This window comes from Apibacter sp. (assembly GCF_025291155.1).
Lineage (GTDB): Bacteria > Bacteroidota > Bacteroidia > Flavobacteriales > Weeksellaceae > Apibacter.
In genome coordinates this window covers 1-14,441 of record NZ_JAMBJZ010000054.1, presented here as the reverse complement: position 1 = coordinate 14,441, position 14,441 = coordinate 1, and the positions used below count along the sequence as shown (strand labels likewise).

Genomic DNA, 14,441 nt, shown 5'->3' with positions numbered 1-14,441 from the left:
AAATAGGAGTAAATTAAATAGAATATAAATTTTACTTCTAAAATAATAATTGCTACAACAAATAATAAATCTTCATTTATATGACACAGATCTATAGAATGAAGAACGGTGATTGGAAATTATGTAAATTTTTTTTAGAAAGCTAAAAATGTAATAATATCATTTTATACATAATTAAAAAATAATAAAACATGTTTCAAGCTATAATTGAGTTATCAATAAAATATAAATTATGGGTAGCCATTGGTGTAGTAGCTTTACTAACAGGTGGTTTGTATTCGATACAGACCATACCTATAGACGCTACTCCCGACATTACCAATAATCAAGTACAGGTAGTTACTACCTCTCCCACATTAGCCCCACAAGAAGTCGAGCAATTAATAACCATACCTCTGGAATCAGAATTAAGGAATATACCTGGAGCGATTGAAGTAAGATCTATATCAAGATTTGGCTTATCCATAATAACTGTAGTATTTAAAGAAAATATTCCAGTACTACGAGCAAGACAATTAGTAAAAGAACAAATAGATATCACTAAAAATGAAATTCCTAACGGAATAGGTGAACCACAACTAATGCCTATAACTACAGGGCTAGGAGAGATTTGTCAATATGTAATTAAAGTTAAGCCTGGTTTTGAATCGGATTACACTTTGGAAGATTTACGAACAATTCAGGATTGGATAATAAAAAAACAGCTTAATGGAATTGAGGGTATCATTGAAATTTCAAGTTTCGGAGGAAAAGTAAAAGAATATGAAGTAGGAATTGATCCTATTGTATTACAAAGCTATGGAATTACCTTAGAAGAAGTTTATAATGCGCTGGAAAAAAATAATCAAAATTCAGGATCAGGATATATTGAAAAACAGCACAATTTATTTTATATCAGAACAAACGGAATGTTAAAAAACCTTCAAGATATAAAAAATATAGTAGTAGCAGTAAAGGAACAAGTTCCCATAAAAATATCAGATATAGCGGAAGTAACCTATGCATCCGCCCAAAGATTCGGAGCAATGACCATGGACGGAAAAGGAGAAGTGGTTGGAGGAATAACTTTAATGTTGAAAGGAGAAAATTCCTATAAGACTGTCCGAAACGTAAAAGAAAGGATTAATCAAGTTAAGACCACCTTACCTGAAGGTTTAGAAATATATATATATCTAGATAGATCCCATCTCATTGAAAAAACTATTTCAACAGTTAAAAAAAATTTAATTGAAGGCGGAATAATAGTAATTTTTGTTGTGATTATTTTATTGGGAAATATAAGAGCAGGTCTTATCGTAGCCTCAATCATACCACTTTCCTTATTATTTGCCTTAATAATGATGAACATTTTTGGAGTGTCTGCCAATTTGCTGTCTTTAGGAGCAATAGATTTTGGTATTGTTGTAGACGGTGCTATTATTATTGTAGAATCTGTTATTTATGTCTTGCATACAAAATACTTAGGAAAAAATATCACCCAAAAACAATTAGATGGAATTGTAGGTAAAACTACAGGAGAAATTTATAAATCGGCAGCATTTGGAATTCTGATAATCATATTGGTTTTTATTCCGGTAATGTCTTTAACGGGAATTGAAGGCAAAATGTTTAGGCCTATGGCTATGGCTGTAAGTTTTGCTATACTTGGAGCACTACTGCTTTCCTTAACCTATGTACCTGTAATGACAACACTTTTTATTAAAAAAGATATTGTATATAAAATAACTTATGCAGATAAAATTATGGATAAACTAAAATCAGTTTATCTCCCTATATTGGAGAAAGTATTAAAAATACCTTATAAAGTAGTAGGTGTAGTCCTAATAATTTGGCTTTTTTCCATATTTATTTTCAAAAATATGGGGGCTGAGTTTGTTCCCACCTTACAGGAAGGAAACATAGCTATGCAAATGAGCATTCAGCCCGGGAGTTCCTTAAAGGAAAGTATTAAGACTACCAATAAAATAGAAAAAATTATAAAAAATAATTTTCCAGAAGTTATTCATGTGATATCAAAAATAGGAACCGCCGAAGTTCCTACTGATCCTATGGGAATAGAAGATTCAGATATCATGATTATTTTAAAAGAAAAAGATAAATGGGTTTCAGCTCAAACACAAGAAGAATTGGCTAATAAAATCAAAGATAAGCTGTCATCAGTGTTAGGCGCTTCATTTGAATTTTCTCAACCCATTCAGTTAAGATTTAATGAATTAATGACAGGAGCAAAAGCGGATATTGTAATTAAAATATTCGGAGAAGATGCGGTAGAATTAAAAAAAATAGCAGATCGAGCTTCACAAATAATAAAAAAAATAGAAGGAGCATCGGATGTAAAAGTAGAACAAACAGAAGGTCTCAAGCAAATGGAAATTACCTATGATCGTAACAAATTAGCCCAATATGGATTAGATGTAAACACGTTAAATCTAATCATACAATCTTCAGTGGCGGGCTTAAAAGCAGGGACTATTGTAGAAGGAGAACGACGTTTCGATTTAGTAATACGTTTAGATGAAAAATATAGAAAAAATTTGAGTTTAGAACAATTACATGTACGTACCGCTACTCAAAATCTAATTCCAGTTTCTGAAGTAGCATCCGTAAAATATGAGACCGGGCCTATGCTAATTTCAAGAGAACAAGCGCAAAGAAAAATAAATATTGGGATAAATGTTCGTGGAACAGACATAACATCCTTAGTTCAAGATATTCAATCAAGGTTAAACACCTCCATCAAATTGCCTCCCGGTTATAGAATTGAATATGGAGGAGCATTTAAAAATCTTAAAGAAGCCTCTTCACGACTGAGCATTGCAATTCCTATTGCTTTATCCATAATACTCTTACTCTTATATATAACTTTTAAGAGTATTAAAGATGCGCTATTGATTTTTTCAGCAGTCCCTTTAGCATCGATTGGAGGAATTATTGCATTGTGGATAAGAGGGCTGCCTTTTAGTATTTCGGCAGGCGTTGGTTTTATAGCCCTTTTCGGCGTTGCCGTTCTAAACGGAATAGTTTTGGTAAGTGAATTAAATTACTTAAAAAATTCAGGTAAATATACTTCTCTTCAGGAAATAATAAAAGTAGGAGGGGAAAATCGATTACGACCTGTGTTTATGACTGCAATGGTGGCTACCCTAGGCTTTTTTCCTATGGCTTTATCAACATCTAATGGTGCTGAAGTACAAAGACCTTTAGCTACCGTAGTAATAGGAGGGTTGTTTACATCTACCTTATTAACTTTATTAATAGTCCCGGCCTTATATTACATTTTAGAAAATAAGAGGTTTAAAAAGAAGATAAATCCTAAAATAATCATTTCGATAGTAATTTTTTTAGGAAGCATATATTCAGGAAAAGCTCAAACAAAAGTATCGCTTTCCAATCTTATAGATCTGGCTTATAAAGAAAATATTGAATTGAAAACTAGAGAATTACAGATTCAAAAAGAAAAATTGGAAAAGAAATATGCTTATTCGCTCAATTCGACTTCAATGAAGGTAGGATATGGGCAATTTAACAGTAGAGAATCAGATTATCAATGGGAAATCGGCCAAGATTTTGGAAATCTATTTTCATATGGAAAAAAGAAGAATTTTATGGATAGTCGCGTAGAATGGTTAACGGCAAAATCTTCCTTACAAAAACACATAATAATTTTTCAGCTCGAACAACTATATAACCAATGGGTTTACCTTATTGAAAAAAGAAAATTATTTACCCAAATGGATTCCTTATATAAAGAAGGACTAAAAAAGGCTCAGTTTAGTTATGAAAAAGGAGAAACAGATTATATGGAAAAACAATTTTTTAAGGCAGAGTTGGAACAAATAATACAGCAAAAGATCATAAATGAACAAGAAAATATAAACATTGAAAATAATATATATAACTTATGTGGAATAAATGCGAATGAAAAATTAGAGCCGTTGGAGAGATTCCACCAAATGCAGAATAATTCTATTTCAGACAGTATAAATTATAAATATTTGTATGAATTTGAAAAAGAAAAGGAGCACAACAATAAAATGTTAGCTTGGGAAAAATCCAAAAGATTACCGGAACTATCCATTGGAGGATTGATGCAAAGCATAGAAAATAATTACAGCTACTATGCAGGAGTAGTTAGCGTAAACATCCCCTTATTTAATAATGATTATAAAAAGCTGAAAGAACAAACCTTACTGGAAAATAAAAATGTCGAATATCAGAAAGAACAAACCAAACGAAGTATAAACTTAAGGATAAAGCAGCTAAAAGAGCAGCAGAAACTGATTAATAATGAATTAAACATATTTGGAACTTCCCATCTCGAAGATTCACAAAAAATGATCGGAATAGCAGACATAAAATATCGTTACGGAGAAATTGACTACCTGCAATATTGCAGCATATTAAGATCCTCTTTAGAGTCGCAAAATACCTATTTGGATTTAGTAAATACCTATAATCAAACTCTGATTGAACTTAACTATTTAACCCAACAAAATTAATTTATCGATCATGAAAATATCAACATACATAAATATATTTTACACTGTAACAATACTTTGTTATTCATGTTCCTCAAAAAATAAAGAGCACTATCAAGAAGATATCCAAGAGCATTCCAAAATAACTTTAAACGATGAGATGATCAAAACTAATGGGATAGAATTCGGCAAAGCAGAGTTGCGTTCCATTGAATCAAAAATAATGGTTACTGGTATTATACATGCTCTTCCAGAAAATAAAGCATCCATCCACAGTAAAATAGATGGATTTATTGAGAAAATAAATTTTATTACCGGAGATTATGTACATAAAGGGCAAGAATTAGCAACTATAAATAACCCTTCATTTATAACATTGCAAAAACAATTTTTAGAAAGTTATTATACGATGAATTTAGCATACAAAGATTACCAGCGAAAAAAGACATTATTAGAAGGAGATGCAACCAGTAAAAAATCTTACGAACAATCTCTAGCTGCCTATCAAGTCTCAACTGCAGAATATGAAAGCTTGAGATCAGAACTACACTTATTAGGGTTTATGCCAAATTTTATAATCAAGACAGGTAAAATTAATCCGGAATTAAAAATATTAAGTCCTATAAGTGGATATGTACAAGCAGAAGAAATTTCTCCCGGTAAGCAAATAAGTACCGCCGATGAACTTTTCTTGATAATAAATCAAGATAAATTGCATGTTGAATTAAACGTTCCGTCCAAATATGCCTCATCTTTATATGTAGGGCAAGCTGTAGAATTTACTCTACCTGAAATTGAAACTTTAATTAAAAGTAAAATTCATATTATAGGAAAAGTAACGAATACCGAAAATAATACCATACAGGTTCATGCAGATATTCAAACGAAATTACCACCAACTGATTTTTATGAGAAAAGATTTGTAAATGCTTATATAATCAATAAATCTAAAGATGTGCTAACAGTACCTAAAGAGGCTGTATTCGAAGAGGACGAAAAATCATATATTTTTATAAAAAAAGGAAATCATGTAGAACGAAAAGAAATAAAAATAGGAAGATCAAATGATGATTTCATAGAGATTTTAAATTTCAATTCTCAGCAAGAATTGGTGATAAAAGGAGTATACTATCTCCAATCCGGCGAGATAGAGTCTGAGCATGATCATTAATTACTTAAATTTTATAATATTTATTTAATAACTCGTTTCAGATATATATTATTTTTAAGAGGATTGCTTATAGGCTTATATATGTTAAAATGGTACACTATTAAGTAAAAATTAAGGCATATAATATTCCTTGGTTTCCTTTAGAAACTTACGGAAATATTTTTAATTTAAGTTATTGTTTATTAAATATTTATGTTTCTTTTATGATTTGAAATTTCATAAAAAAAAATAGGATTAGTAATTTTGTTATGTATGAAAGAACAAATCATCAATAAGCTCGCAACATTAGCAGAATCAGCCAAATATGATGTTTCTTGTTCCTCAAGCGGTGCTAGAAGGAAGAGTGCAGTAGGGGGTATAGGCTCAACTTCTTTTTCGGGAATATGCCATACATTTACCGATGACGGAAGATGCATTTCTTTGCTGAAAATAATGATGACCAATTATTGCATGTACGATTGTGCCTATTGCATAAGTCGTAAAAGTAACGATATAAAACGAACTGCATTCAGTGTTAAAGAACTGGTTGAACTAACATTGGAATTTTATAAAAGAAATTATATAGAAGGTTTGTTTTTAAGCTCAGGAGTAGTTAAAAGTCCCGATCATACCATGGAAAGAATGATTCGGGTAATCAAGGAATTGCGTACGGTTCATAGATATAATGGTTATATTCATATGAAAAGCATTCCGGGAGCCAGTAAAGAATTAGTAACACAAGCAGGACTATATGCGGATAGACTCAGCGTGAATATAGAAATTCCTACAGAGAAAAACCTCAAATTTTTAGCCCCCGAAAAAGATCACAAAAGCGTCTTTGCCCCCATGAAATATATTCAGAACGGAGTTCTCGAATATAAGGAAGAAAAGAAAAAATATAAATCAATTCCCCGATTTACTCCGGCAGGGCAGAGCACACAGATGATTATAGGGGCAACCAACGAGACGGATCAAGATATATTAAGGGTTTCCTCACTTTTATATATGCAATCAAGTATGAGAAGAGTCTACTATTCAGGATTCATACCAGTTAATTCTTATGACACTCGGCTTCCCGTTTTGCAACAAGCTCCCTTAGTAAGGGAAAATAGACTATACCAGGCGGATTGGCTGATGAGATTTTATCAATTTTCGGCAGAAGAAATTATTGATGAAAAAAATCCTAATCTCGATCTAGATGTGGATCCCAAACTAGCTTGGGCACTTCGTCATCCCGAAATGTTTCCTATTGATATTAATAATGCTGAGTATCGGCAGATATTGCGTGTGCCTGGTATAGGAATTAAGTCAGCCAAATTAATTATAGCATCACGGAAATTTGGTAAATTAGATTTATATCAACTAAAAAAAATCGGAGTTATTATAAAAAGGGCGCAATATTTCATTACATGTAGAGATTCCTCAGGAATCACCATTAATGAAACTACACCTGCTTATTTAAAGAAAATTCTTGTAAATAAAAAAAATACTGTTAAAAACACCAATCAGATTTCTTTATTTTTTCCTTAAAATTTAAAAAAATAATGATACTATTTTCTTATGATAAGACGTTAGATGGGCTTTTATGTGTAATTTTTGAGGCATATCAAAAGAAATTATTTCCAGAGATGCTTATAAAATTAGGAGATATTCCTCCTTTATTTATCGACCAATTATTAGAGATACAAACAAGAGAAGAGATTGTAGTAAAAGTATGGAATTATCTAAAGAAAAAAATGTCTAAAGAATCACTTAACATTATTCATGCAGTTTGGCTGTCGGAGCAAGATGAAAGAGATTGGTTACTATTTAAATATATTAAAAAAGCCATTGATAGCAAATTTGCCGGTCATACCGATTTTGGTGACGATGTAATAATTCAAGCCCATAATTTAGCTAAAAAAGTCTATAAAGAAGGATATAATTGGAAACAATTTGTTCGATTTAAAAAATCCAAAGACGGAATCTATTTTGCTCCTGTGTATCCCATTTACAATAGTTTACCGCTGGCTATTCCGCATTTTAAAGATCGATTTTCTTTTCAGTCTTGGATTATTTATGATTTAAAACGTGATTATGGATTTTATTATGATAGTAAAGAGGTTATTCAAATGACGCTAGAAAGAGATAATGAATATTTCAGCAAAGATTCAATCAATGAAAGTTTATTGGATTCTAAAGAAGTACTCTTTCAGGAATCATGGAAAAAATACTATCAGGCGTTAACCATTAAAGAACGAATTAATCTAAAGAAACAAAAACAACATATGCCCAAAAGATATTGGAAATATCTGACAGAAAAACAATAAATGATGAGATGAGGCTTTTACAATTAAAAGGATTATCTTTTTTATAAGTTAAAGATTAATATTTATTTTCTATTACTTTTTTATCATTTTATTTAACCACATATAAATTCTCAAAATTGTTAATTAAATTTAATGATATTAATTTAAATATTTATAGTTAAATAATCTTGAAAAAGCATTGAATGCCGTATTCTTATTTTATTTTTATTTATTTCAATGAAATTCTCATTTTAACAAATTCCTACCTATAATTTTATAAATATTTTTGAGTACAGAATAAGTGTTTTTTTTCTTTTATTTCTAAGTTGAAAATTTTAATTCTCAATTTTCCTTTGTACACATCCTATTAATATGAATTAAACCTGCAATTTCAATTCTGAAAATGTGAATAGTTTGGATAAAAAAATAACAATAAATTATTTTAATACGAAATATTTATAAGAAGAAAAACGCTATTATATAATTTTCTCAAGTTATGAAGTCATTTCATCGTAATATATATCTTTTTTATAATAGATACAAAAAAACTACCAGCCTAAGCAGGTAGTTTTAATATTAGTAATTAAAAAATTATTTGATGAAAAAGTTAGAATTTATAGGTAAGTTGAAGTTTAAAATTTCTAGGATCAATTTGATTAATATAACCACCTCTATAATAAGACGTATAACCAATTTTATCGAAAATATTATTAAAGAAAAATTTTAATCCTATATTTTGATAAGTGTATCCTAATTGAGCATTGACAGTGGTATAATCAGGCATATTAAAAGGTTTTATACCCGGGGTGGAACCATGTCCATCAGCTCTTAAATCTGAACTATGGTCATTAATAGGACGATCACCTACATAATACACACCAACGCCTACAACAAGGTTTTTTAATGCTCCATTATTGACTAAGTATTGTACCCATCCATTTGCAGTAGTATACGGAGCATTCATAGGTCTTGAACCATTTACATAAGCTACGCTATTTTTATATTGTACATCTGAATAAGAATATCCTAAAATTACTTGTAAATTTTCCAAAATGTGACCATTCGCCTCGATTTCTACCCCATTTCTTCTTAAATCTCCTGCTTTAGAGTAATATCCTGTACCTACTCCATTTTCATATACTTGGTAAGATATATCATTATTTTTAATAAAGTAATAGGTTACATTAAAATCTAATTTTTTATTAAACCAATCAGATTTCACTCCTACCTCAAATTGATTAGTAACGGAAGATCCAATAGTACCTCCGTCTTTGGTAGGATTACTTGCGGACCGTAAATTAGTTGTAGTAGCATAATTACCAAAAACACTTATATTTTTTAAAGGGCTAACCATTACTCCTACGAAAGGATCCCATGCCTCATTAGCTGCATCTATATTGGGTTTTTTAGCATCTTGACTAAAACGTAATCCTACATTAGCTCGAATGTACTTATTTATTTCAACAGCATCTTGAATCATTATTCCATATACTTCTGACTCACTTGAACTAGTTGAAGCAATTGCGTCGAAAGCAGATTTATTGATTCCTTTTGGTAGTACATTTGGTATTTTATCAAATATATTAATTACATCTATATTTATAGATCTATCTATAGCAGGTAATCCAGTTTTAGGATCTAAAATTACCTTTCCCCTATCGTCTCTTCTGTATTTTCCATGGGTAATGGAATTTGTTTTATTTAACTTATAATCAAAACCTGTTTGAAAAGTGTGTTTTACTTTACCAGTATAGATATTTTTTCCAATCAAATCAATTTGTATCACTTTATTTTTATCTTCACTTTCTGACCAAGCTAAAGTTCTGGCACGTCTGGTAAAATCAGTGACATCTTTTCCTGTTTCATCTTTAAATCTATAAGGGCTAGCTAAAGAACCTAACCCGTAAGTTTCTTCGTTATTTTCAGATGCCGCATATAAAGCACGTAAACTTAATACATCATTTAATTTTCTTACAACTTTTGCACTGTATGTGGTAATTTTTGTGTTCTGATTATCAGTTGTCCATCCATAAAATTTGTGGGTGGTATCTAATAGGTTATTTTTATCAGAGTCAGTTGAATTTACGGTACCTCTATCCGGGGTGATATTATTATTTAGGTAATCTAATTCAAGGGTAACGGTTGTTTTATCGTCAGGCCTCCATTCAAAGGATGGGTTTATGTAAACTCTGTTATTATCTACTCTAGGTTTATAACTGTCAGATCTCTGGTAGGCACCATTTAAACGAAATCCGGCCGTTCTTTTTTTATCCAATACAGTCTGATAGTCAAATGTTGGTCTGAATAACCCCCAGCTTCCTGTTTCAATGGCGACGTTTCCAGCTGTTAAAAACAAAGGAGTTTTAGTAACTACATTGATAACTCCTCCCGGACTTCCTAATCCGTTCCCTATACCTTGAGTAATAGCTGCTGAACCGCGTAATACTTGAACACTAGATACTCCTTGCATGTCAGAGAGTAAAGAAGCAGATCGGAAATCAGAATCAACTTGAACACCGTTTTTTAATACAGGAGTACCGCGATATCCTCTGATTGACATACTTTCAGAAGCTCCCCCATAAGTTCCGAATAAAGTCACTCCCGGAACATTTCTAACTGCATCCGTTAAGGTTAACGCTCCTTGCTTATCAATAATTTCACTGGTAATAACAGAAATATTTTGAGGTAATTCTCTAGGAGCAACCGGAAGACGGGTAATCATATCTAATCCGTGTATTTGTTTGGTTCCGTATATAGTCACATCATCTATATCACCTTTTCCATATAATGTTATACTTATGTCTTGAACTTCATCTGGATTGAGTATAATAGATTCCGTATAGTCATTAAATTTAGTTGAGGTGATAGTTAATTTATGAAAACCATCATTAAGACCAGATACTTCAAAATATCCAGATTGATTATTAACCTCAGAAACTTTTTCACCGTCAATGTAAATAATTGCCGTTTTGATCGGTTTGTCTTCCACATCTAATAAATATCCTTTAATTCCTGATGTATATTGAGCTAATAGTAGCTGTCCTAAACATAAAAGAACAAAAGCTATGTAGGTTTTTTTCATAATAATTTTTTATTTTTTCGGCAAATATAATTTTAATTTAGACCAATTACAAATAAAATGAGTTTTTTATGTTGTTGTTTTTTGTTAATATATTGATTATTAATGTTTTATATTTGCTTTTGTTTTTTTTATTCTAATTTCATGTAGGCTAATTTAAAGATGTTTAATAGCTGAAATAGAGGTCAACTATAAAAAATATATTAACTTTGCATTCTAAAATTGAAAGTATAAAAAATTAGAAAGGATGAGTTTACCTATAGATTATGTTCCAGTACTTATACAGGTTGCAGTAGCTTTAGGGTTCAGTGTAACAGCTCTAATCGGATCGGCTATGTTAGGTTCGAGAGTACACGGGAAAGTTAAGGATGATACCTTTGAATGTGGAATAGCATATGAAGGAGATGCCCGTTCGCCCTTTTCAGTTAAATATTTTTTAACAGCAATTTTATTTGTATTATTTGATATTGAAATCATCTTTTTTTATCCCTATGCTTTAAATATAAGAGATTTCGGAGTAGAAGGCTTTTTAGCGGTATTAACTTTCATTTCCGTTTTTCTTATGGGCTTTGTATACGTGGTTAAAAAAGGCGCACTGGATTGGGAAAAATAGGAATAATAAAAATCTATTTTTAAAATATTTTTAAAAAAGAAATGGCAGAAAAAAAAGTTAAGATTGTTGAGGCTCCTGAAGGAGTTAGTGGGCCCGGATATTTTGCCGGAAATTTTGATAAGATCATTGGATTAGCAAGGTCTTATTCACTATGGCCATTACCATTTGCTACCTCTTGCTGTGGAATTGAATTTATGGCTATACAGGCTTCCAATTATGATTTATCACGTTTTGGAGCAGAAAATATGTGTTTTTCGCCAAGACAGGCAGACCTTCTTATGGTCTGTGGAACCATATCTAAAAAATTAGCTCCGGTATTAAAGCGAGTGTACACTCAAATGGCAGAGCCTAAATGGGTGATGGCAGTGGGGGCCTGTGCTTCAAGTGGTGGAATTTTTGATACCTATTCAGTATTGCAAGGAATTGATAAAGTTATTCCCGTAGATGTATATGTTCCCGGATGTCCTCCTAGACCTGAACAAATTATTGAAGGTTTTATGCAAATTCAAGAAATAGCTAGAAATGAAAGTCTAAGAAGAAGAGAATCTGCAGAATACAAAGAATTATTAAGTTCATATGAAATTTCGTGATAATTTATGGAAGGAAAAATTATAGATAATCAATTTGTATTGCAACTCATAACAGATGAGTTTGGAGATGGTATTATAAGGACATATGAACCGGATGGAATTTTAACCCTGGAAATAAAAAAAGATATTGTACTTCCCTTATTAACTTTCATTAAAAATCATGATATTAAAATTGATTTTTTAACGGATGTTTGCGGAATACATTATCCTACCAATAAAGGTAATGAACTTGGAGTAATCTACCATCTTCATAGCTTTATAAATAATTTTAGAATACGGATTAAAGCATTTTTTTCTATAGATAATCCTGAAATTGATTCAATTACCTCTATTTATTCTGCTGCTAATTGGCAAGAGAGGGAAACCTTTGATTTCTATGGAATCAAATTCAAAGGACATCCTGACCTTACAAGAATACTAAATAGGGACGATATGGATTATCATCCACTTTTGAAGCAATATACATTGGAAGATACTACTCGCACTGATAAAAATGATGCCATGTTCGGCAGATAATTTAGTAAAATAAAATAGTTAGAATAATAAAATGTCTAAGCAAAAAAATATTAGTGATTTGATTGATTTATCAAATTCTGTGGACAAATATATTGTGAAGGAACAAGTAGACGGCGAGTTGCAAAGAATCAACTTAGGACCTACACACCCTTCTACTCATGGTATATTTGAAAATAAAATATTGATGGATGGAGAAAGGATTGTATCAGCCAAATCTACGGTGGGATACATTCACCGAGCATTTGAAAAAATATCTGAAAGAAGAACATATTCACAAATCACTACTCTAACAGATAGGCTTAATTATTGTTCATCTCCAATTAACAATATGGGATGGCATATGACCATGGAGAAATTTTTGGGAATAAAAGTTACCAAAAAAATTGATTATATGCGTATCATAATCATGGAGTTGGCAAGAATAGCAGACCATTTGGTTTGTGACTCCGTAATGGGAGTTGATACAGGTGCTTTAACTGGATTTACATACGTATTTCAGGATAGAGAGAAAATATATGATCTATACGAGCAGGTTTGTGGAGCTCGTATGACAACTAATATTGGAAGAATAGGAGGATTTGAACGTGATTTTAGTCCGAAATTTCATCAATTAATAAAAGAATTTATAGCAGAATTTCCTAAAAGATTAGAAGAATTTGCCAGTTTGCTAGAAAGAAACAGAATCTTTATGGATCGGACAATTGGAGTGGGGGGGATCTCAGCTGAAAGAGCCTTGAATTACGGTTTTACAGGTCCTAATTTACGAGCCGCTGGAGTAGACTATGATGTGAGAGTAATGAGTCCTTATTCTTCTTATGATGATTTTGATTTTATTATTCCAATTGGAACTGCAGGAGATGCTTACGATAGATTCATGGTACGTTTACAAGAAATGAGGGAAAGTTTTAAATTGGTTAAAAATGCTTATGAAAATTTACCTGAGGGCAATTACCATGTGGATGTTCCAGAATATTATCTTCCCGATAAACCAGATGTCTATACAAGTATGGAAGCATTGATTTATCATTTTAAAATAATTATGGGAGAAACAGATATTCCAACTGGAGAAGTTTTTCATTCCGTTGAAGGAGGAAATGGTGAATTAGGATTTTATATGGTAAGTGATGGAGGAAGAAGTCCTTATAGACTGCATTTCCGAAGACCGTGTTTTATATATTACCAAGCTTATCCGGAATTAATAAAAGATCAAATGTTATCAGACGCAATTATAACTTTAGGAAGTTTAAATGTTATTGCCGGAGAATTAGATGCATAAATGTAACTAAACTTAAATTACATATATTAAATAAAAAACTCTCATTTTTGAGGGTTTTTTGTTTATATAAAAAAGACTTTATTAATAATCTTAATTTTATAAAAATACAATAAAATAAATAATAGGAGGTATGGAGCAATTAAAGAGGACTCATATAATGTTATGTTCAAAAAGTTAAGCCTGAATACGATATTTAAAAATAATTCAGTGTAAGTAATGAGAGCTCTTTTATCGGAAAATTGTCTTCTTTATAAAAGAATGAGAAAAAAATTAAATTCAGGAAATTTATTGATAATATATTTATTCCATGAATGTGTTTTTTTCGGAAAAATCTGAAACTAATTGTAAGGCTAAGATTAATGTGCCATGTAAATCTTTTATTTTATTTTTTTGTATTTTCCGTGAAAGTATTATGAGACATCTTCACGGAAAATATTGTGTAGCATCGTAC

Annotated in this window: 9 protein-coding genes; 8 read left to right on the top strand and 1 reads right to left on the bottom strand. The window is 31.0% G+C overall.

The annotated features are described in order from the left end of the window. Positions 1–191 precede the first annotated feature (191 nt). The 4 genes from M3Z80_RS06400 (at position 192) to M3Z80_RS06385 (ending at position 7,937) form a co-directional block, all read left to right on the top strand. Positions 192–4,499 carry a CusA/CzcA family heavy metal efflux RND transporter gene (locus tag M3Z80_RS06400; protein ID WP_293918634.1) on the top strand — a complete coding sequence of 1,436 codons (4,308 nt, stop codon included), beginning with the start codon at positions 192–194 and terminating at the stop codon, positions 4,497–4,499. Between the two features lie 10 nt (positions 4,500–4,509). Beyond that, complete coding sequence (locus M3Z80_RS06395) at positions 4,510–5,649, top strand: efflux RND transporter periplasmic adaptor subunit (protein WP_293918632.1); 1,140 nt, start codon at positions 4,510–4,512, stop codon at positions 5,647–5,649. A gap of 252 nt (positions 5,650–5,901) precedes the next feature. Beyond that, complete coding sequence (locus M3Z80_RS06390; RefSeq protein WP_293918630.1) at positions 5,902–7,158, top strand: putative DNA modification/repair radical SAM protein; 1,257 nt, start codon at positions 5,902–5,904, stop codon at positions 7,156–7,158. 14 nt (positions 7,159–7,172) lie between these two features. Further along, positions 7,173–7,937: a TIGR03915 family putative DNA repair protein gene (locus M3Z80_RS06385; RefSeq protein ID WP_293918628.1), complete on the top strand. Its 765-nt coding sequence runs from the start codon at positions 7,173–7,175 to the stop codon at positions 7,935–7,937. Positions 7,938–8,523: 586 nt separating this feature from the next. Here the strand turns inward: M3Z80_RS06385 and M3Z80_RS06380 are convergent. Further along, positions 8,524–10,998, bottom strand: a complete 2,475-nt coding sequence (locus M3Z80_RS06380; RefSeq protein WP_293918626.1) for a TonB-dependent receptor — start codon at positions 10,996–10,998, stop codon at positions 8,524–8,526. A 244-nt stretch (positions 10,999–11,242) separates the two neighbouring features. On the opposite strand from M3Z80_RS06380, the gene M3Z80_RS06375 reads away from it, so the two are divergent. From M3Z80_RS06375 to M3Z80_RS06360, 4 genes are read left to right on the top strand one after another with little or no spacing between them, the layout of a single operon-like run. Then, entirely contained in the window at positions 11,243–11,608 is a 366-nt protein-coding gene (locus M3Z80_RS06375; RefSeq protein WP_293918624.1) for an NADH-quinone oxidoreductase subunit A, read from the top strand. 41 nt (positions 11,609–11,649) lie between these two features. After that, a complete protein-coding gene (locus M3Z80_RS06370) occupies positions 11,650–12,198 on the top strand; it encodes an NADH-quinone oxidoreductase subunit B (RefSeq protein ID WP_293918623.1) in 549 nt (182 codons plus the stop codon). 21 nt (positions 12,199–12,219) lie between these two features. Further along, on the top strand, positions 12,220–12,714 hold the full coding sequence (locus M3Z80_RS06365) for an NADH-quinone oxidoreductase subunit C (protein ID WP_293918636.1): 495 nt from the start codon (positions 12,220–12,222) through the stop codon (positions 12,712–12,714). 31 nt (positions 12,715–12,745) lie between these two features. Then, positions 12,746–13,990 carry an NADH-quinone oxidoreductase subunit D gene (locus M3Z80_RS06360; protein ID WP_293918621.1) on the top strand — a complete coding sequence of 415 codons (1,245 nt, stop codon included), beginning with the start codon at positions 12,746–12,748 and terminating at the stop codon, positions 13,988–13,990. Positions 13,991–14,441: the final 451 nt, after the last annotated feature.

Excerpts from the sequence above, each read along its gene's own strand:
- M3Z80_RS06400 (WP_293918634.1), top strand. The coding sequence starts at position 192 with ATGTTTCAAGCTATAATTGAGTTATCAATAAAATATAAATTATGGGTA.
- M3Z80_RS06395 (WP_293918632.1), top strand. The coding sequence starts at position 4,510 with ATGAAAATATCAACATACATAAATATATTTTACACTGTAACAATACTT.
- M3Z80_RS06390 (WP_293918630.1), top strand. The coding sequence starts at position 5,902 with ATGAAAGAACAAATCATCAATAAGCTCGCAACATTAGCAGAATCAGCC.
- M3Z80_RS06385 (WP_293918628.1), top strand. The coding sequence starts at position 7,173 with ATGATACTATTTTCTTATGATAAGACGTTAGATGGGCTTTTATGTGTA.
- M3Z80_RS06380 (WP_293918626.1), bottom strand. The coding sequence starts at position 10,998 with ATGAAAAAAACCTACATAGCTTTTGTTCTTTTATGTTTAGGACAGCTA.
- M3Z80_RS06375 (WP_293918624.1), top strand. The coding sequence starts at position 11,243 with ATGAGTTTACCTATAGATTATGTTCCAGTACTTATACAGGTTGCAGTA.
- M3Z80_RS06370 (WP_293918623.1), top strand. The coding sequence starts at position 11,650 with ATGGCAGAAAAAAAAGTTAAGATTGTTGAGGCTCCTGAAGGAGTTAGT.
- M3Z80_RS06360 (WP_293918621.1), top strand. The coding sequence starts at position 12,746 with ATGTCTAAGCAAAAAAATATTAGTGATTTGATTGATTTATCAAATTCT.